A 19,221-nucleotide genomic window follows, 5' to 3' on the forward strand; every position below is an offset into this window, starting at 1 on the left:
GGACAGCGCCATGAACCGCACCCTGGACGAAACGGCTGCCGTGCTCGGCCTCAAACCCCGGAAGTTCCGCGAGCAACTGCGTGCGCTCCGCGTGCTGACGCAAAGCGGCGATCTGGCCAGCCACCACCGTGGCGGCGGCAATCTGTTTTCAGACCCGCGTAGCGTCCAAATCGGTACCACCAACCGCTACAAGCACTACGCCGTTGTCATGGTTACCGAGGCTGGCGTGCCATGGCTGGCAAAGAAGCTTGGCATCGCCATCACGCACAAGGACGCCGCAGCATGAAGACCAATTACTTCAACGCTTACACGCAAGCTCTCGGCGCCCTGCGGCTGATTCCAATCTATCTGGACTGCCCGGGCGTGGTCAGTCGCGCCACGCTGATCGGCGCCGCCAGCGAAGCGATTGATCTGCTGGACAGCATGCCCTGCCGCACAGTGGAACTGGCCGAAGTCTTTCGTTGCGTCAACGACGTGATTCAAGAAGGCCAGGTGGCCTATGTCACCCCAACCAACTCGCCCGAGTTTCCCTTCGGCGCTGTGGTGGCTGATGAGAAAGGCCAAATCTGCGCCGCAGCCATGGGCAAGAGCAAAGAAGGACTCGCCGAAATGATCCGCCTCAAGTTGCTGCCCCCATTGGAGGGGCTCGGGGAGGCCGCTGCGTGAGTAACACCATCGACCAATTGCGAAAGGAATGGGCGACACCATGCCCAACCCTATCAGCCATCCGCGAGCGCTACTTCTCTCACATATCTAGCGATCGCTACCTGCTGCGCCGTATCAGCGCCGGGCGAATTCAATTGAAAGTCACCCGTCTAGGCGGAGCAGGAAACAAAGGTACAGCAGTTGTGTACCTGCACGACCTGGCCGCCTACCTCGATGCTCAAGCGGCCAAGCACGCGGCCTAATTCAACGGTAGCCACTGCCGCCCAGGGGCAAACAACCCGCACTCAATGAGGCACAGCACACATGAGTAAAGCCCGCCCATTCATCGACACGTTAAGGGATATCGAGGCCGGAGGTCTGCTCGATGAACTCAGCGAAACCCAACACAGCCTGATCGACGCTATACGCCAAACCGGCAAGGGCGGTGAGCTGAACATCAAGCTGATTTACAAGCCTGATGGCAGCGGCCAGATGACCATCAAGGCCGACGTCAAAGCGAAAGAACCGATCCTGGCGCGCGGCACATCGCTGTTCTTCCTGACGCCTGAAGGCAACCTGACCCGCCGCGACCCACGACAACAGGATTTGCCGCTACGCACCGTCAGCGAAGAACAAGCGCCCGAAAAATTGCGCCACGTCAGTCAGTAACCCTGACTCCAAATCCTCTCACCACAGCATCACCCAATGGAGCATATCCAATGCAACAAGCGATTCAGGAACTTTTCACCCTCGCCCAAGCAATCGGCAAGCCGATTGATCACCCAGGGCTGTCGGCGCCCATTGCACTGTTACCCGACAGCGTGAGCATCAAAGACCTTGAACACCTGCTGCCAAACCCTACCCGCACGCGCCAGAAACTCACGGTCCTGGACGCAGAATCGTTCATTTCGTACGTGAACCGATTCGCCAGCCCAGCAACAGCTGTTTTCTGCAACGGCCCAGAAGGCCGAACCTTTTCGGCTGTCATCGACTATCACCAGCCGGACAGCCCCGCATGGCGCGACCATGTTGCGACCTATCGCTGCCCTACCACCATCGAGTGGGGCCGCTGGAAGGAGACCGACCGTAAGCGCATGGATCAGGCCACCTTCGCCGAGTTCATCGAAGAGAACGTCAAAGACATCACTCAGCGCGAAAACGAAGCAAACGACCCAAGCGCTGCCGACATGCTGGAAATCAGCCGCACTCTGGAAGCGAAGAAAAACATCACCTTCCGCCAAGGCACCCGCCTCGACAACGGCCAGGTTCAACTGACCTACAACGAAGAAATCGATGGTCGTGCTGGCGAAGCAGGCCAATTGCGCATCCCCGAACAATTTTTCATTGCCGTGAAACCATTCCTTGGCGGCGACGCGTTCTGCGTACCTGCACGCTTCCGCTATCGCATTCTGGAAGGTCGCCTGCAGATGTGGTTCGAACTGGTGCGCCCCGACAAGGTACTTGAAGAGGCTTACAACGCCGTTCGCCAGAAGATTCAGAGCGCAATCGGTGACGTACCACTGTACGAAGCCACCCTGTAACTAAACCCCAGGCAACACTCCGCCGCCGGCCTCTCACCAAAAATCCCGGCGGTGGGCTCTACCGAGGTACACAGCACATGACCACAATTCAAGTTTGCGCACTCATCACTCTGATCGTACTTGTTGGACTCACCTATTGGGCAGGCTACCGCAGCGGCCTAATCGACGGACGAGTTGAAGGCGTTGACGAAGGCAAAAACATTCAGCAATCCAATAACTCAGAGGCGATCCGTTCCCTGGAGCTGTTGCTTGAGCAGTCCCGCGGTGAACACGCAAAACTGTATTCCCACTACAAGCGCGCCTTGGCAGCCTCGAAACTCGGAGAGCCAGAACGTCAGTTGCTGCTGGCCATCGCCGATCAACTGCGAATCGCCGCCGAAACCTTCAGCGCATTTCGAACTGGCAAGAAACTCGAACGAGACACCCTTGCGCTGCGTGATCGGGCGCTCGCTATGGCAGGCCTTCTGGTGCCAGCAGCACAGGGGGAAGCAGCATGACTAACCAAAAAACAACCACTATCTGCATCTACCACGGCAACTGCGCGGACGGCTTCGGTGCTGCCTGGGTTGTTCGCAAGGCCTTGGGGCCTGATGTCGAATTCCATTCTGCACGCTACGGGGACCCTGCCCCAGAGGTCACCGGCAAGAACGTCATCATTGTCGACTTCTCCTACAAATACGACGTGCTCGTCGCGCTGGCAGATACAGCCGCGTCGGTACTCGTGATTGATCACCATAAGACGGCCATGGCTGACCTGGTCGACGTACCGCCGGCAGAACTGCACTACGAAGCACACACAAAAAACAGCACCGGCAAACTTCACGCGCTTTTCGACATGAATCGATCAGGCGCTGGCCTGGCCTGGGACTTCTTTTTCCCGGAACAGCCACGTCCGCCATTGATCAACCACATTGAGGATCGTGACTTGTGGCTATTTAAGCTCGAAGGCACCCGCGAGATCATGGCGGACCTATTCAGTTACCCACAAGACTTCCCGACCTGGGACCGACTCTTCGCCGACGAAATCAACTGGATACGCCTCGATGGTGTTGCCATCAATCGCCAGCACCAAAAGACCGTAGCCGACCTGGTGAGCACCACCAAACGCCGCATGCTCATCGGCGGGCATGATGTACCTGTCGCTAACCTTCCTTTCATGTTTGCGAGCGATGCAGGGCACCTTATGGCTGAAGGCGAACTCTTCGCCGCCTCTTACTTCGACACTCCCGATGGGCGAACCTTTAGCCTGCGCAGTACGGACGCCGGCATGGATGTCTCCGAGATCGCCAAACAGTACGGTGGCGGCGGACACCGTAATGCAGCAGGGTTTCGCGTACCTTTTGGCCACCCATTGACCATCACCGAGGAAGCAGCAAAGAAGTGCGCCACCCTGCAAAGCCAGTTGACCGAGCGGGATGCACTTTTGCTTTGGGCTCTTTACCACCATCAAGGAGGGAAATCGGAAGTCGGTCAGCCCATTCGGCGACTACTCGGAATTGGCCAACACGATCACCTTACCGATGAACAGATCGCCCGCGCTGAACTTGCTGGAGGTAATCCATGACTTCCAACCAACAGCAATCTTTCGAACGCCCGATTTTATTCAGCGCGCCAATGGTGCGTGCCACTCTGGACGGTCGGAAGACCGTCACGCGGCGAGCAATGAAGACCCAGCCAGCGTTGAACGGACGATTCTGGGAAGTCTATGGAGCCGGTTGGAGCGCCGACATCAGCAGCGTCCCAGTGATGCCCGGGCACAGCCTTTCGATGAACTGTCCGTACGGCCAACGCGGTGATCGGCTGTGGGTGCGTGAGACCTGGCTACCAGATCCAGATGCAGACCACGAAGCCTGGGATGATCATACCGAGACCTACGTATCCTGGAGCGGTTGCGGCTCAAGGATTGACGGCGTACCGCCTGCGCTCCGCAATCCGGAGCATTGCATTTATCGAGAAGGGTGGATCGGTGGCGGATTGGTCTGGCGTCCCAGCATCCACATGCCGCGCTGGGCCAGTCGCATCCTGCTAGAGATCACCGACGTCCGTGTCGAGCGGCTGCAGGACATTAGCCATGAGCAAGCACTTGCGGAAGGTGTGAAAAGCGCTGAGCGCGATATCGATCCTGAGGGCAATGACTACTCCCCCTGCGAGCTGTTCGGTGGGCTGTGGACAATGCTCAACGGAATGGAATCGTGGAACGCCAACCCGTGGGTCTGGGCCATCGAGTTCAAGCGGGTGACACCATGACCGCACTTCGCCGAACAGTCCGGATCCGCCGCGGGCAAATGCCTCCACTCGATTTACAAACCATCTGCGACAAATGCAATACGTCGCGGGCACATGGCAACCACGAACAATGCAGCAAGCAGCGCCAGGCCGAAGGTATCGAGCGGCGTGCCAAGGAGATCAATCCATGAATACCGCTTTTATTTTGATGGCCCAGTACAATGGCCGGGCCATAATCCCGCTGGACCAGGTGTGCAAGGATTATTTCACACACCTGACCACCGAAATGTTCCAGCGAAAGGTCTTGGCCGGCCAGATTCAAATCCCGATCACCCGCTTGGAGCCAAGCCAGAAAAGCGCCAAGGGCATCCATATCACCGACCTTGCGGTCTACCTCGACTTGCAGCGGGCGGCCGCAGTCAAGGAATGTAACCAGCTCAACGGGTTAAAACGCGTCTGTTAAGCCACTTCATTGATGCGGCGCCCAGTTGCACGGGCGCCTTCAATATCTTGTCATGCCACTCCCAGCCAACGTATCGATCCCCTCTCCCACGCAGATGGGTATAGCGCCTCAGCGAATTCCAGTCGCGGTGCCCTGAAACACTCGCTACACGTGGAATATCCCAGTCCATTTCAAACAAACGACTAACACCGTCGTGCCTCAGATCGTGAAAGTGCAAGTCATCGATTTCCGAAAACTTGCACGCTTTCGCCCAGGATGTAGAAATAGACTCAGGGCTATACGGGAATATATCGTCGCCAGCCTTAGGCATCGTCTGAAGTATCTTCCACGCTTCATCCGGCAAGTAACACCAAACATCATTACCAATCTTCTGACCAGGATTCTTCATATCCCGAACCATCACTCGCTGACCGACCTCATCTACATCGTCCCAGCGAATACGCGTAATCTCATCGAGTCGCCGCGTGGAAAATATCGCGAAGCCCACCACCTTGAGCATATTGATGGAACTACGTCGACGCGCCTGCATTTCCTCGTAGTAACCGAGTACCTTTCCCAGTTCATCCAAAGACGGGCGACGATCCCTCTCCCGGCTCTTCAAGTTGTAACCGAGCTTTCGCAACACCTTACGCGCATCACCCATTGCATGCGGATCAACTTGATAACCCCAGGCGGGCCGGGCAATTGATAACACCGCGCCAAGGTGGGCAAGATCATTGCCAGCAGTCTGAGGTTGCACCCCACCGCCAGCTTTACTCATACGCCAAAGTGCGTAGTCCACCAGCTGCTGACTGTTCAGGTCAGAATCAACCAAATTGCCAAAGTCGGTTTCCGCAATAGCGTTCAAGGTGGCCCGCTTGGTTTTCCCCAGCGGCCGGGCTTTCTCCATTTCATCCAGGTAGCGGGTGATCATGTCCTTGACCGTGACCCCCGTTCGGTTCGCCCGCTCAATTGCGCCAGGCTCATCCAACTCCGCACCACGCTTCCGAGCCCAGGCCTGAGCCGCCTGTTTTCGGGCGAAGGTCTGACTCTCTTGATAGACTTGCACTCCGTCGCGCTTGATGCGGATCTGAGCCGTGTAGCTCACAGTCCCGTCCGCCAGTTTTCTTGCCCTGATAGTCGCCATATTGAAAGTGGTACGCGTCAGTTTTGAAGTGGTACATCGTACCACCGAGACTCAAAAAACGCCCGAAAACGCCCTAAAACACGCTGAACACACGTAGAGCAAAATGGTACAGAACACCCACTACAGACCAGTAAATTCAAGCCCTGCGCTGTCTCGGCGGTTTAGTGTTGCGCCCATGATGGACTGGACAGACCGTCATTGCCGCTTCTTCCTGCGCCTGCTATCCAAAAACGCCCTGCTGTACACCGAAATGGTCACCACTGGTGCGCTGATCAATGGTGATGCCGAGCGTTTCTTACGCCATGACGAGACTGAGCACCCGCTGGCATTGCAGTTGGGCGGCAGCGTTCCGGCTGATTTGGCTGTGTGCGCAAGCATGGCGCAGGCGGCGGGCTATGATGAGGTTAACCTCAATGTCGGCTGCCCGAGCGATCGCGTTCAGAACAATATGATCGGCGCTTGTCTGATGGCGCACCCGGCGCTGGTGGCCGACTGCGTGAAGGCGATGCGCGATGCTGTGTCCATTCCGGTAACGGTCAAGCACCGTATCGGCATTAACGGCCGTGATAGCTATGAGCAGTTGTGCGATTTCGTCGGCACTGTGCGCGATGCCGGCTGCACCAGTTTTACCGTGCATGCGCGTATCGCCATTCTCGAAGGGCTGTCGCCAAAAGAGAACCGCGATATCCCGCCGCTGCGTTATGACGTTGCCGCACAGTTGAAGGCCGATTTCCCGGATCTGGAGATTATCCTCAATGGCGGGATCAAGACGCTTGAACAATGCCAGGAGCATCTGCAGGTGTTTGACGGGGTGATGCTCGGCCGCGAGGCCTATCACAACCCGTATATTCTGGCCGAGGTCGATCAACAGCTGTTTGGCAGTTCTGCGCCTGTAATCTCACGGGCACAAGCCCTGGAGCTGTTGCGCCCTTATATCGCGGCACATATCGCCGCGGGCGGCTCGATGCACCATATCACGCGGCATATTCTCGGATTGGGCCAGGGCTTCAATGGCGCCCGGCGCTTCCGTCAGTTGCTGTCAGTGGATATTCATAAGGCCAAGGACCCGCTGGCATTGCTGGATCAAGCCGGGGAGCTGCTGCAAGGCCGCTAATCCGCACGCAACTAAAAAGGGGCAGCTCCTATGCAGGAACTGCCCCTTTTTGCTAGCGCGACTTCAGGATCAATGGCGCTCGAGTGCATTCACCAGGTCATGGAAGGCTTCGCGGTTGGAGTCGTTGAGCCCCATCAGGATCTTGTGCGCTTCCAGCACCTTGATCCGCACTACTTCTTCGGACTGGTCCTGTGAAGGCAGGTCGGTCAGGCACTCGGGGCACGGGATCGGCTTGCCGATAATGTTGAACACCTGGTCGAAGCCCATCGACTCCAGCAGTCGGGTGATGTCTTCGTGGGTGGTCACCACTGTGGGCAACAGGCCTATTTTTTGACGCGACAGAATCGACAGCTTCGCCAGCAAGCCCAAGGTGGTGCTGTCGATACTGCGGGTTTCGGTGAGGTCGATCACAATGGCGGTGAAATTCAACGCCGTGAAGATCCTCTCGATTGTCGCATCCAGTGCCGAACACAAGGTCAGACGCACTTCACCCACAAACTTCAGAACGAAGGTGCCATCCTGTTCGGCGAACTGAATTCTACCGGTACTCATTTAAGATTCCTGCTCAACACCAACAAGGCGATATCATCCGGCATCTCCCCGAGCGTAGCTAATCCAAACACCTGGCGCAGGCCATCCAGGCTGCCGCCTGCTGCTTTTACCCGTTGCGGTAAAGCAGCTTCTTTCTCTTTGAGCGTCGGCTCGGTCAAAAGGTCCAGAATGCCGTCAGACATCAGCGTCAGGCTGAAGGTTTCCGGCAGTTTCAAAACCTGGTCTTCATAGGTGGCTTCGTTGAACAGGCCAACGGGCAAGCCCCGCCCTTGCAGATAACTGACACTGTCTGGAGTGTAGAGCACTGGCAGTGGCAGGTGCCCGCCAATGCTGTAGGTCAGCTCCCCGGTTTCTTCATCGATCACACCACCCACCATGGTCACGTGCTTGCCCAGCTTCAAGTTGATCAAACCACGGTTGATGTGCCCAAGCACTTCGGAGGGCTTGAACTCAGGCAAGGTGCCATTGCGCTTGGACTCGAACAGCAGGCGCGTGGTCATGAACTTGAGCAGTACCGTGACAAACGCAGAAGATGCACCGTGCCCGGAAACATCCGCCAGATAGAAGGCTACCCGACGCTCGTCAACCCGGAAATAGTCGACAAAATCGCCGGACAGGTACAGGGACGGGATGATCTTGTGCGCAAAATTGAACTCATCAATAGTCCACGGGCTGACCGGCAGCATGTTCATCTGCACCTGCCGGCCGGCGTTCTGGTCTTCCTGCAGCAAATGCAGGCTGGCCTCCAGCTCCCGGTTGGCCGACTCAAGCTTGTCCCGATAACGCTGGTTTTCCAGCTGCAAGCGGGCACGGTCGAGGGCACGGTGAACCGAATGCTCCAGGACGGCGAGGTCTTCCAGCGGCTTGATCAGGTAGTCGGCAGCACCAAGGCGCAAGGCCTCGACCACATCGCTCATCACACCTGCACCCGAGATAACGATCACCGGTGTTTGCGCCGAGCGCTGGGCGACCTGGCGAATCAGCTCCAAACCACTCATTTGCGGCATGCGCAGGTCACAGATGATGAGATCCGGCTGCTCTTGCTCGAACATCTGAAGGCCTTGCAAGCCATTACTGGCCTGAAGGACGCTAAAGCCGCTGTCTTCCAAGTAGGCCGCCAGACTGGCGCGTACTACTTCGTCGTCATCAATGATCAGCAGCGTGGCACTGGTTTTTTGCATGTGGGCAAACGGCGCCAGAATTAGGTTGTCATTGAGGCTCGAAAACGTCGGGCTCAACAACTGAAATGGCTTGTGAACATCCCTGATTCAAATCGACTGTGTTGCTCGATCCTACAAAGGTGCCCGTGTAAGGCGCAGACGGTACTCCCATCCGCGGGGGGTTTCAAGCTCAGGCCGATGGCGGCTTGAGGTGTTCGTCACGTTAAATTACTGCGGGTTATAAGAACCACGATTACGGCAACTAAAACCTAGGTCAGGCAAGCCCTTAACCTTAGTGTTTCTCATCTGCAACAATGCAAAAAACGGCCACCGGGGCCGTTTTTTGCGCAGCGGTCAAACGACTTAGAAGTCGTCGACAACCTGCCCGTCTTTAACTTTGAATTCACGGCTTTGCAGATAAGCATTGCGAATAAAGACGTATTTATCGCCGGTGATCAATTTTTCGGCCGACAACAGGCTGGCCCGGGCATCAATCAACTCCATGCCCAGGGTCATGTTGCGTGCAGGCACATCGTTGATATAGCGGTAGGGTTCGGTAAAGGAGTCCGGGTAAAGGCCTACGGCATCCCGTACGGTGCTTGGCCCCAGCAGCGGCAGCATCAGGTAAGGGCCGCTTTCTACGCCCCAACGGCCCAGGGTCTGGCCGAAGTCTTCGCTGTTGCGATGCAGGCCCATCTTGGTGCCCAGATCAAAGAAGCCCGCCACACCCAGGGTGGTGTTGAGCAGCAAACGCGCAGTATCGACACCGGCAGCGTGAGGTTTGGCCTGCAACACATCGTTGGCGAGGTTGCGAATGTCGCCGATATTTCGGTACATGTTGTGGATACCATCCTCCAGAAACTGCGGAGTGATGAACTGATAGCCTTGGGCAAGCGGCTTCAGGGCATAGGTATCAATGGTGTCGTTGAACTTGAATACAACCCGGTTAAATCCTTCAAACGGGTCATCTTCGGTGGCGGCATTGGCAGCCAATGGCAGCATGGCCACACCGGCACAGACAAACAATTGGGCGAGACGATCAGTCCAGCGCATAGCAAAACTCCCTGAAAATACTTGGCACTTGGGCGCTATGCCCTGAGTCAGGCCGTCAGTATAACGGCAAATGTCTTTTAGGCAGCCCCCCAAGCAATACCCACAACAGACTTGCATCAAAGTGAGACGTTCCACACCCCGGTATGCTTTTTAAATCAGCGGGCGGTGCCCATGCATTTTGATAGAGATCATGCACACTGCGCGCGAGTGGATTAATCTAGAATCTGTTGAACATACTGATCTTTTGTTCATTGCGAAGGTCTATATCAGAGCCTATCAATAAAGGATAAATGCTATGCCTGCCCGCGACCTGCAAGAACAACTCAACACCTTGCGCGAGCAACTGGAACAGAACCCGCCGCTCACCCAGGAAGAACGTGAGCATTTGAACCAGCTTGCAACACAAATCCAGGCTCAGATCAATATCGAAAAAGCCACCAACGATTCCAGCCTGGCCGACAGCGTCAACCTCGCGGTAGAGCGCTTCGAGGTCGATCATCCGACTCTGGCCGTTACCCTGCGCAGCATTGTGCAAACACTGGGCAATATCGGCATCTGATTAGCCGGTAGCTCCCGAAAACAAAAAAGCCCCGGCTCATTGCAAATGAGCCGGGGCTTTTATCGGTGACTCAGGCTGTCAGATCCCTGATTGACCGCTCAACGCCAGGTCCAGCAGTTCGCGGTTGGCTACCGCGTACATGGCGTAGTCATTGCCAGTGGCGGCACGCAGATCCAGCAGCATCGCGCGCCAGCGCTCTACCATCGCGTGATTCTGCTCAAGCCACAGGGCCAGACGCGCTTCGATACTTTCGCCGGCATCGGGCATCTGCAATACCGAGATGGTAATTGCCCGCTGCTGCCAGTCGATATCGTCACGGAACGCCTCACGAGCCAGCGCCTGCCAGTTGTTTTCCACCGGCAAGTTGCTGATCTGCTGCAAGTACCAGGTCAGGTCCAGCGCACTGCCCACAGCGAAGTAGGTCTTGGCCACATCGGCAGCATTCTGCCCGGTGACATCCGACGCTTCGATAATCGGCAACAGGGTGTACAGGTGCGTGGTACCGGCCACCATGCGCGCCAGCAACTCAGGGACGCCAGCTTCGACGTAATCCTGATAGCGGGTCTGCCAGCCTTCGCGGGTCGGACCTTCCAGCAACTCGTCGAGCTTGAGCCCCAGCGCTGCCAGATGCGGACCGAAGTGCGCCACATCACGGGCGGCATCCAGTTCGTTGCGACGGCTGCGCAGGAACCAGCGGGTAGCACGACGACCCAGGCGCATCAGTTCGTCCATCAGCGCCAGCTGGATTTCAGCCGGGACCTGATAGTCCAGCGCTTCGATCTGACGGAACCAGTGCGGGAGGTGGAAAATATCACGCACGATCACGTAGGCACCGGCCACGTTGGCGGCACTCATGCCGGTCGACTCTTTCAAGCGCTCGACAAAGGTGATGCCCATATGGTTGACCAGATCATTGGCAATCTGGGTGCTGACGATTTCGCGCTTGAGGCGGTGACGACGCATGGCTTCGGCAAACTTGCTGACCAGCATCGGCGGGAACGCGGTTTCCATGTCACGGGTCAGGTAGTCGTCGTCCGGCACCCGGGAGTTGAGCAAGGCCTCCTTGAGGTCGATCTTGCTGTACGAGATCAGCACCGACAGTTCGGCACGGGTCAGGCCGTGGCCTGCCGCTACGCGCTCGGTGAGCTGCTCCTCGGACGGCAGGAACTCGATGGCACGGTCCAGCTTGCCACGGGCCTCCAGATCGTTCATCAGGCGCTTGTATTCGGCAATCCGCTCATAAGCACGACGGGCCGCCAGCGAAATCGCCTGGGTCTGCTTGTAGTTGTTGCCCAGCACCAGACCGCCGACTTCGTCGGTCATGCTGCCCAGTAACTGGTTGCGCTGCTTCTCAGTCATATCACCAGCCTGCACAACCTCGTTGAGCAGGATCTTGATATTCACTTCGTGGTCAGAGCAGTCCACACCGCCGGCATTGTCGATAAAGTCGGTGTTGGAGCCGCCGCCATTGAGGTTGAACTCGACACGACCCAGCTGGGTCATGCCCAGGTTGCCGCCCTCGCCCACGACCTTGCAGCGCAGCTCATTGCCATTGACGCGCAATGCATCGTTGGCCTTGTCGCCGACATCGGCGTGGCTTTCGCTGCTCGCTTTGACGTAAGTACCGATGCCGCCGTTCCACAGCAGATCCACCGGCGCCTTGAGCAAGGCATTGAGCAGTTCGGTCGGGGTCAGCTTGTCGGCCGTGATAGCGAAGCGCTCTTTCATCTCCGGGGAAATGGCGATGCTTTTCGCGCTACGGGAGAAAATCCCGCCGCCCGCCGACATGATCCCGGTGTCGTAATCCGACCAGGCCGAGCGCGGCAGGTCAAACAGGCGCTGGCGCTCGGCGAAGCTGTTGGCAGGCTCCGGGTTCGGGTCGATAAAGATATGCAGGTGGTTGAAGGCCGCGACCAATTGCAGCGTGTCGGACATCAACAAGCCGTTACCGAACACGTCACCGGCCATATCGCCGACGCCGACCACGCTGATGCTGTCTTGCTGAACGTTGATGCCGCGCTCTTTAAAGTGGCGCTGCACGCCGACCCAGGCGCCCTTGGCGGTAATGCCCATCTTTTTATGGTCATAACCGGCCGAGCCGCCCGAGGCGAACGCATCGCCCAGCCAGAAGCCGTAATCGATGGCAATGCCGTTGGCGATATCGGAGAAGGTCGCGGTGCCCTTGTCGGCAGCCACTACCAGATACGGGTCATCGCCATCGTGACGCACCACGTTAAGAGGCGGCACCAGGGCACCGTCCTTGAGGTTGTCGGTGATGTCCAGCAGGCCGGAAATAAAGATCCGGTAGCAGGCAATCGCCTCAGCCTGGATCTCGTCACGACCGCCGCCCAATGGCAGGCGACGCGGCACGAAACCACCCTTGGCGCCCACCGGCACAATCACCGAGTTCTTCACTTGCTGGGCTTTTACCAGGCCCAGCACTTCGGTACGGAAGTCTTCTTCACGGTCCGACCAGCGCAGGCCACCGCGCGCCACGTTACCGAAGCGCAGATGCACGCCTTCAACCCGTGGCGAGTAGACGAAGATTTCAAACTTCGGTACCGGCTTGGGCAACTCGGGAATCAGGTGCGGGTTGAACTTGAAGCTGAAGTACGAACGGTTATGACCGTTGGCATCCGGCTGGTAGAAGTTGGTGCGCAGGGTGGCTTTGATCAGGTCCAGATAACGACGCAGGATGCGGTCTTCGTTAAGCACCTGAACATCGTCCAGGGCTGTCAGAATCGCCTGTTCCAGACGCAGTTGCTTGTCTTCCAGATCTTCGGTGGTCAGCTTGCGCGCCAGATAGAAGCGGGTCTTGAACAACCGGGTCAATTCGCGGGCGATATCGGTGTGGTTGTTCAGGGTGCTGGCGATATAACCCAGGTCAAAGCCCAGGCGGATCTGCTTCAGGTAGCGGGCGTAGGCACGCAGCAAGGCCACGTCGCGCCACGGCAGGCCAGCGGTGAGTACCAGGCGGTTGAACGCATCGTTCTCGGCATCGCCGCGCACGATATGCACGAAGGCATCCTGCAGCGTGTCATTGAGCTGCTGAATATCCAGGTTCAAGCCTTCGCCAGCAGTAAAGGCAAAGTCATGGATCCAGAACTCACGGCCATTGGCGTGACGCAGACGGTACGGGAACTCGCCCAATACGCGCAGGCCGAGGTTTTCCAGGATCGGTAGCACATCGGACAGCGCCAGCGGCGTATCGGCGTGGTACAGCTTGCAATGCAATTCTTGTCCGGCGCTTTGACCCAGCGGCTGATAGAAGCTCATCACCAGCGGGTTTTTCTCGCTCAGGCTCATCAGGTGCTGCATGTCGACCACGGCCGAGTGCGCGGCAAAGCGCTCGCGGTAACCTGCCGGGAAGCCTTTCGGGAAGTCAGCCAGCACCTGGGTGCCATTAGCCTCGCCGAAGCTTTCAACCACCAGGCTGGCGTAGTCGTCCTGCCAGCTGCGGCAGGCCTGGACCACTTCCTTTTCCAGCAGCAGCGGGTCGATATCGATCCGGTTTTTTGGGTCAACCCGCAGAATCAGCTGTACGCGGGCCAGAACCGATTCCGAGAAGAAGGTCCAGAACTCGCAATCCGAAGCCTGCAGGCGATCCATCAGCACCTGCTGGATTTTCTGCCGCACTTCAGTGGAGTACACATCCCGCGGTACATAGGCCAGGCAGTAGCAGAAGCGGCCGTACGGGTCCTTGCGCAGGAACACGCGGATCTTGTTGCGCTCCTGGATCTGCACAATCGACATCACGGTGGTGAACAGCTCATCCACCGGGGTCTGGAACAGGTCGTCACGGGGCAGAACTTCGACCACCTGCGCCAGTTCCTTGCCCAGGTGAGCCTTGGGCTGGAAGCCCGAACGGCGTTCGATCTCGGCCACCTTGCGACGGATATACGGGATCACCCGCACGCTTTCGCCATACACCGAGGAGGTGTACAGGCCCATAAAGCGGCATTCCTTGATCACCTTGCCGTCGGCATCGATCTGGCGGATCGACACATAGTCCGGGTAAGCCGGGCGATGTACACGGCTCGGGTGTGCGGCCTTGGCAAACGACAGCAGGGTCGGTTCGCGCAGATAACTGACCGCGTAATCTTCAATGCGCAGGTCTTCAGGCGTCAGCCCGGCGCGCAGCAGTTTGGTCAGGCCAAGGAACGACTGCGGGTCATATTCAATATGGCCGCCGTCGGCCTCGTCACGTACCACAAACTCTTCATAGCCAAGGAAGGTAAAGTGGTTGCCCACCAGCCATTCCAGAAAGCTCTTGATCTCAGCCTTTTCATCCGCCGCAACCTGGTACTGGCAGTTGTCGATACTGGTCAGCAACTCCTGCACCTTGGCCTTCATCGGCTCAAAGTCCGCCACGGCAACCCGTACTTCACCCAGAACCTGTTCCAGTTCCTTGCTCAGCACATTCAATTCAGCGACATGGGCGCAGCGATCGATTTCCAGGTACATCAGCGATTCTTGCGAAACGCCTTCGCCGGTGCTGCCCTTGGGCAAAACTTCCAGCAGCTCGCCCTTGCTGCCGCGACGAACGCTCAGCACTGTGGTTTGCAGGGTGTGGATGCTGTAGCCGCGACGGTTCAGCTCGGTACGCACCGAGTCCACCAGAAACGGCAAATCGTGATGCAGCACTTCAACCGCGGTATGGGTCGACTGCCAGCCGTGGCGTTCGTAATCCGGGTTGAAGACCCGCACTTGCGGCTGGGCCGGGTCGAAGCGCTCGAGCAGACGCCAGGCCGACAGCGTGCAGCCGGCGAGGTCGGACATACGCCGTTGGGTGAGTTCATCCAGAGAAATGATGCCGAAGAATTGCTCAGCGAACAGCGCCACTTGTGGCAGTGCCTGTTCACTGATGTGCTGCGCCAGTGCCGCTTGCAGTTGATGCTGGAAGTCGGCTTTGCTGGCTGCGGTGAAGAACGCCATCTGTGGTACTCCGCTTGGGCTTGTTATTGAGAGAAGCGTCGCATGCTGTTCCCGCGTGGGGAGTTGCCAATGCTGTGCAGGGGCTGCCTTGACATTCACCTTGGCCATACACCTTGAAAGCACAGCATGACAGGGAGGTGAAGCTGGCCGTGACCCATGGGTCACATTCACGTTCCAGGATGGGTATCTGCAAAGGCCACTGCCGGCGAAACAGGCTGTGCCTTTACGGATAACAATCACCGCGCAGCTTAACGATTGCGCTGTACGGCCTGCTTACGGTGCGGCGACATATTCGGTCATCGGGACGCAACCTCAGGGGGCTGTCACTGAATAACCCTAGCATTCACAAGCGAAAAACCTTCATAAAAGCGCCGTACTTTCTTATTTCAACACCAGAAATGACTGTCCATTTACGCTGTTTCACCATTCAAACCTGCATAAATCGGTTCGGGCTGGCAAAATCGGCCTCTGTTCGACCTACCCGCGCCCAGAGCGCCAGGAATTCCCCATGCAAATGACCACCGACCACCTGCTCGCCAACCCGTGCGACGACGAAGAAGACAACATGGCCATGCTGTGCTGCCACACTGACAGCGGCGAAATGTTCCTGATGACCCGCTACCCGGACGAAGACGAGCTGGAAATCACCCTTGAGGACGAGCCATCGACACTGGACGGGGTTAAAGTCACCCTGAGCCCTACCCGCCTGCTGATCGAAATAGGCGCGGGCGATGCTGACGTGCTCAAGGGCGACGACTTTCTGGAAATCCTGCACAGCACCGCGGCGGCGGACCTGGCTGAAGTTGAAGAAACCTTGCAGAACATCCTCAAGGGCACAGGCACTTACGTCAGCGAACTGGGCTAGTTCCTGTGGGAGCGGGCTTGCTCGCGATGCAGGCGGCGCGGCTTGCCTGAAGTAGCGGTGATGCCATCGCGGGCAAGCCCGGCTCCCACAGGTTTTTTGTGAGCCCGTGATATGCAATACCTGCCCCCTCTCAGCCTGAAACTCACAGGTAGCACCACCATGCCCCCGATCTTCGATGCTCATTGCCATATCATCGACAGTGCTTACCCGCTGACCCCCAACAACGGTTACTTGCCCGAGTTTTTCAGCGTTGATGAGTACCTGTCACGGGTAAAGCCTTTGGGCATCGTCGGCGGCGCGGTGGTTTCGGGGTCGTTTCAGGGCTTTGATCAGACTTACCTGATCGCAGCCCTGAAACGCCTCGGCCCGGGCTTTGTGGGGGTCACCCAACTGCCCGCCAGCGTCACCGATGATGAGTTGCACACCCTGCACCAACACGGTGTTCGGGCCCTGCGCTTCAACCTCAAGCGCGGCGGCTCCGAGCAGCTTGACCAACTTGAAGCCCTGGCCAAGCGTGTCCATGAGCAAGTGGGCTGGCATTCAGAGCTGTATATCGACTCACGCGAGCTGGCAGCCATCGAAGAGCGCCTGCGCCGCTTGCCAGCGCTGAGCATCGACCATCTGGGTTTAAGCCACGAAGGCCTGCCCTGCCTGCTGCGCCTGGCCGAACACGGCGTACGGATCAAGGCCTGCGGCTTTGGCCGGGTCGATTTCGCCGTACCGCACGTACTGCAACAGATTCACAGCGCCAACCCGCACGCCCTGATGTTCGGCACCGACCTCCCCTCAACCCGCGCGCCCCGTGCGTTTGAGGACAACGATATCGCCTTGCTGATAGATGCACTGGGTGAAGACGGCGCGCGCAGGGCACTGTGGCAGAACGCGCAGGGGTTTTATCGGCTTTAACCCTTGAGCCGGCTCATCACAATCACACTGCCCACCACAATCGCAGCACCCAGCACCACACCCGGCGCAACAGCACTGCCCAGCACAACCGCCGCCATCACCATGGCCACTGGCGGGATCAGGTACATCACCCCCACCGAGCGACTGACCTCGGTGTGCGCCAGCACATAACCCCACAACAGATACGCCAATGCGCTGGGAAACAGGCCAAGAATCAACACCGCCCAATTGACCCGCGCCGGAGCATTGCGCATCTCGTCCACCAGCCCGGGCCAGTAAACGCACAGCATCAACGTCCCGACCCAGACCATATAGCAAACAACAGTCAGCGGGCTGTAGCGATTGCCATAATGCTTTTGCAGCGCAAAGTAGATGCTCCATGACAACGCGGCCAATAACAGCAACAACCCTTGCGGGTGGAACTCACCCACACCTTTGTCGGCCCATATCACCAGCACCACACCCACCAGCCCCACGCTTACCCACAACCAGCGCCAGCGGCTTACCGACTCTTTGAGAAAAATGGCGGCAATCAGCGTGCTGAACAGCGGTGCCGTCTGCGCCAGCACACTCGCAGCACCCGGGCTGACCCAGCGCTGGCCCATATTCAACACCACGTGATGCAGCACCACCGCGAAAAAACCCAGCAGCATCAACCAGGGCACATCCCGCAGCCGCGGCAGGCCAATGCCCGCGAACAGGGCAATCACCGCCATAAACGCCGATGCAATCAAAAACCTGAGCAAGGCCAGATGCCCCGGCGAATAGCTCTCCAGGCCGATATGAATGCCGATCGGCGAATAAGCCCAACACAGCACCACGGCGGCCATGGCCGCCACAAGTTTGAGAGAAAGCGACACGTTAACGACCTGTAAACCCGAATGAAGTGGCGAGCAGTGTTTATCGCGCTCGCAATCGGCCACAAGTGAGATATAAAGAGCCCAGAATTCATCAGGAGTGAACAATGGAGCTCAGCCAGTTGCGCATGGTCAAGGCCGTAGCCGAATGCGGCAGCATTGCGCTGGCAGCCCAACAGCTGCATTGCGTGCCGTCCAATATCACCACCCGCATCAAGCAACTGGAAAGCGAGCTGGGCACAGCGCTGTTTACCCGTGCTGGCCGGGGGTTGCGCATCAGTGCGGCGGGCCTGGTGTTTCTGGGTTACAGCGAGCAGATCCTGGCTCTGGTCGATCAGGCCAAACGTGCCGTAACACCTCACGCCATCCCCACCGGCAAACTGCGCATCGGCGCTATCGAGTCCTGTGCCACGGGGCGGCTGCCGCCGATACTGGCGATATTTCATCAGCGCTACCCGCAGGTGTCTCTTGAGCTGGTCACCGGCAAGTCGCAGCAACTGCTTGAAGACGTCAAACACCACCGCCTTGACGGGGTGCTGGTCGCAGGCGGAATCAATCTGCCCAAACTGTCGAAAACGACCCTGTATCACGAACAACTGGTGCTGATCGCGAGCCCGGAACTGGAGCCACTTGCCGGGCTTGGCGATGTACATCAACACACGGTGTTTATGTGGCCGGTGGGCTGCCCGTACCGGGCGGCGCTGGAAAACTGGGTGGCTGAACACCGCCTGGAGATCAACAGTGTCGATTACGCCAACTGGGGCAGCATCATTGGTTGCGTCAGTGCCGGTGCGGGGCTGGCGCTGGTGCCGGAGGGGATACTGGAGCGTTTTGGCGGCACTGCGCACCTGGCCACCTATCGTTTTGCCGAACTGGCGCCCATGCCCAACCTGTTTTTCTGGCACAGCGAAACCGGCCTGCACAGCCCGCGGGATGCGTTTGCGGCACTGCTGGCGGAGCATTTTCAGGCTGACCTGCCTCTGTAACCGCAGGTGAAGGAACGAGGCTGCTTGTATGCTGGAGTAAAGGTAAACAGCACTGCATACCTGAGAGTTTTTGATTGGGTTTTTGATCTGCTTTTGATCTGGCTTTTGATTTACTCGCCCTCCGGGAGGCCGAGTGGAGGTTCTGCGTAGTGGGTCGACCGGCATGGATGCCGGGAGAGCCGCGATGGGCCATGGATGGCCCGTGGCGGCGTGCCCACGGAGCAGGACCGGAG

At 58.0% G+C, this 19,221-nt stretch carries 21 protein-coding genes; 15 read left to right on the forward strand and 6 right to left on the reverse strand.

Annotated elements, in window-relative coordinates:
- The first annotated feature begins 10 nt into the window (after positions 1-10).
- The 10 genes from ACZRMH_RS20995 (at position 11) to ACZRMH_RS21040 (ending at position 4,875) form a co-directional block, all read left to right on the forward strand.
- Positions 11-286 carry a hypothetical protein gene (locus ACZRMH_RS20995; protein ID WP_464015090.1) on the forward strand — a complete coding sequence of 92 codons (276 nt, stop codon included), beginning with the start codon at positions 11-13 and terminating at the stop codon, positions 284-286.
- Positions 283-666 (forward strand): hypothetical protein, encoded by a 384-nt coding sequence (locus ACZRMH_RS21000; protein ID WP_464015091.1) that lies wholly within the window; start codon positions 283-285, stop codon positions 664-666. Before ACZRMH_RS20995 ends, ACZRMH_RS21000 begins: the two co-directional genes overlap by 4 nt.
- Positions 663-908: a pyocin activator PrtN family protein gene (locus ACZRMH_RS21005; protein WP_464015092.1), complete on the forward strand. Its 246-nt coding sequence runs from the start codon at positions 663-665 to the stop codon at positions 906-908. The genes ACZRMH_RS21000 and ACZRMH_RS21005 overlap by 4 nt, the downstream gene beginning before the upstream one ends.
- A 61-nt stretch (positions 909-969) precedes the next feature.
- The gene (locus tag ACZRMH_RS21010; protein ID WP_464015093.1) at positions 970-1,314 is read left to right on the forward strand and encodes a hypothetical protein; all 345 of its coding nucleotides are present in this window, start codon (positions 970-972) and stop codon (positions 1,312-1,314) included.
- A gap of 50 nt (positions 1,315-1,364) precedes the next feature.
- Positions 1,365-2,186: a YfdQ family protein gene (locus tag ACZRMH_RS21015; RefSeq protein WP_464015094.1), complete on the forward strand. Its 822-nt coding sequence runs from the start codon at positions 1,365-1,367 to the stop codon at positions 2,184-2,186.
- A gap of 77 nt (positions 2,187-2,263) precedes the next feature.
- Positions 2,264-2,683 (forward strand): hypothetical protein, encoded by a 420-nt coding sequence (locus tag ACZRMH_RS21020; RefSeq protein WP_464015095.1) that lies wholly within the window; start codon positions 2,264-2,266, stop codon positions 2,681-2,683.
- Complete coding sequence (locus ACZRMH_RS21025; protein WP_464015096.1) at positions 2,680-3,750, forward strand: phosphohydrolase; 1,071 nt, start codon at positions 2,680-2,682, stop codon at positions 3,748-3,750. The genes ACZRMH_RS21020 and ACZRMH_RS21025 overlap by 4 nt, the downstream gene beginning before the upstream one ends.
- A complete protein-coding gene (locus tag ACZRMH_RS21030; protein ID WP_464015097.1) occupies positions 3,747-4,433 on the forward strand; it encodes a hypothetical protein in 687 nt (228 codons plus the stop codon). The genes ACZRMH_RS21025 and ACZRMH_RS21030 overlap by 4 nt, the downstream gene beginning before the upstream one ends.
- Entirely contained in the window at positions 4,430-4,603 is a 174-nt protein-coding gene (locus ACZRMH_RS21035; RefSeq protein ID WP_464015098.1) for a hypothetical protein, read from the forward strand. The genes ACZRMH_RS21030 and ACZRMH_RS21035 overlap by 4 nt, the downstream gene beginning before the upstream one ends.
- Positions 4,600-4,875 carry a pyocin activator PrtN family protein gene (locus ACZRMH_RS21040; protein ID WP_464015099.1) on the forward strand — a complete coding sequence of 92 codons (276 nt, stop codon included), beginning with the start codon at positions 4,600-4,602 and terminating at the stop codon, positions 4,873-4,875. The genes ACZRMH_RS21035 and ACZRMH_RS21040 overlap by 4 nt, the downstream gene beginning before the upstream one ends.
- On the opposite strand, the gene ACZRMH_RS21045 is transcribed toward ACZRMH_RS21040, so the two are convergent.
- Positions 4,850-6,001 carry a tyrosine-type recombinase/integrase gene (locus ACZRMH_RS21045; RefSeq protein WP_464015100.1) on the reverse strand — a complete coding sequence of 384 codons (1,152 nt, stop codon included), beginning with the start codon at positions 5,999-6,001 and terminating at the stop codon, positions 4,850-4,852. The genes ACZRMH_RS21040 and ACZRMH_RS21045 overlap by 26 nt on opposite strands.
- Before the next feature lie 103 nt (positions 6,002-6,104).
- Between ACZRMH_RS21045 and dusA the strand changes: the two genes are divergently transcribed.
- Positions 6,105-7,115: a tRNA dihydrouridine(20/20a) synthase DusA gene (dusA, locus tag ACZRMH_RS21050; protein WP_464015101.1), complete on the forward strand. Its 1,011-nt coding sequence runs from the start codon at positions 6,105-6,107 to the stop codon at positions 7,113-7,115.
- Positions 7,116-7,184: 69 nt separating this feature from the next.
- On the opposite strand, the gene rssC is transcribed toward dusA, so the two are convergent.
- The 3 genes from rssC to ACZRMH_RS21065 form a co-directional block, all read right to left on the reverse strand.
- On the reverse strand, positions 7,185-7,667 hold the full coding sequence (rssC, locus tag ACZRMH_RS21055; protein ID WP_464015102.1) for an anti-sigma factor antagonist RssC: 483 nt from the start codon (positions 7,665-7,667) through the stop codon (positions 7,185-7,187).
- Positions 7,664-8,848: a two-component system response regulator RssB gene (gene rssB, locus ACZRMH_RS21060; protein WP_464015103.1), complete on the reverse strand. Its 1,185-nt coding sequence runs from the start codon at positions 8,846-8,848 to the stop codon at positions 7,664-7,666. Before rssB ends, rssC begins: the two co-directional genes overlap by 4 nt.
- Before the next feature lie 342 nt (positions 8,849-9,190).
- Entirely contained in the window at positions 9,191-9,880 is a 690-nt protein-coding gene (locus tag ACZRMH_RS21065; protein ID WP_464015104.1) for an MlaA family lipoprotein, read from the reverse strand.
- 295 nt (positions 9,881-10,175) lie between these two features.
- On the opposite strand from ACZRMH_RS21065, the gene ACZRMH_RS21070 reads away from it, so the two are divergent.
- The gene (locus tag ACZRMH_RS21070; protein ID WP_464015105.1) at positions 10,176-10,439 is read left to right on the forward strand and encodes a DUF4404 family protein; all 264 of its coding nucleotides are present in this window, start codon (positions 10,176-10,178) and stop codon (positions 10,437-10,439) included.
- Between the two features lie 78 nt (positions 10,440-10,517).
- Here the strand turns inward: ACZRMH_RS21070 and ACZRMH_RS21075 are convergent, their stop codons facing one another.
- On the reverse strand, positions 10,518-15,374 hold the full coding sequence (locus ACZRMH_RS21075; protein ID WP_464015106.1) for an NAD-glutamate dehydrogenase: 4,857 nt from the start codon (positions 15,372-15,374) through the stop codon (positions 10,518-10,520).
- Positions 15,375-15,882: 508 nt separating this feature from the next.
- On the opposite strand from ACZRMH_RS21075, the gene ACZRMH_RS21080 reads away from it, so the two are divergent.
- Positions 15,883-16,239 (forward strand): hypothetical protein, encoded by a 357-nt coding sequence (locus ACZRMH_RS21080; protein WP_464015107.1) that lies wholly within the window; start codon positions 15,883-15,885, stop codon positions 16,237-16,239.
- Between the two features lie 159 nt (positions 16,240-16,398).
- Positions 16,399-17,145, forward strand: coding sequence for an amidohydrolase family protein (locus ACZRMH_RS21085; protein WP_464015108.1), 747 nt, complete (start codon positions 16,399-16,401; stop codon positions 17,143-17,145).
- On the opposite strand, the gene ACZRMH_RS21090 is transcribed toward ACZRMH_RS21085, so the two are convergent.
- Positions 17,142-17,975, reverse strand: coding sequence for a DMT family transporter (locus tag ACZRMH_RS21090; protein ID WP_464015110.1), 834 nt, complete (start codon positions 17,973-17,975; stop codon positions 17,142-17,144). The two genes, ACZRMH_RS21085 and ACZRMH_RS21090, sit on opposite strands and share 4 nt — an antisense overlap.
- Positions 17,976-18,109: 134 nt before the next feature.
- On the opposite strand from ACZRMH_RS21090, the gene ACZRMH_RS21095 reads away from it, so the two are divergent.
- Positions 18,110-18,988, forward strand: a complete 879-nt coding sequence (locus ACZRMH_RS21095; RefSeq protein ID WP_464015109.1) for a LysR family transcriptional regulator — start codon at positions 18,110-18,112, stop codon at positions 18,986-18,988.
- The last annotated feature ends 233 nt before the right edge of the window (positions 18,989-19,221 follow it).

It is taken from the genome of Pseudomonas sp. B414 (genome assembly GCF_055408445.1).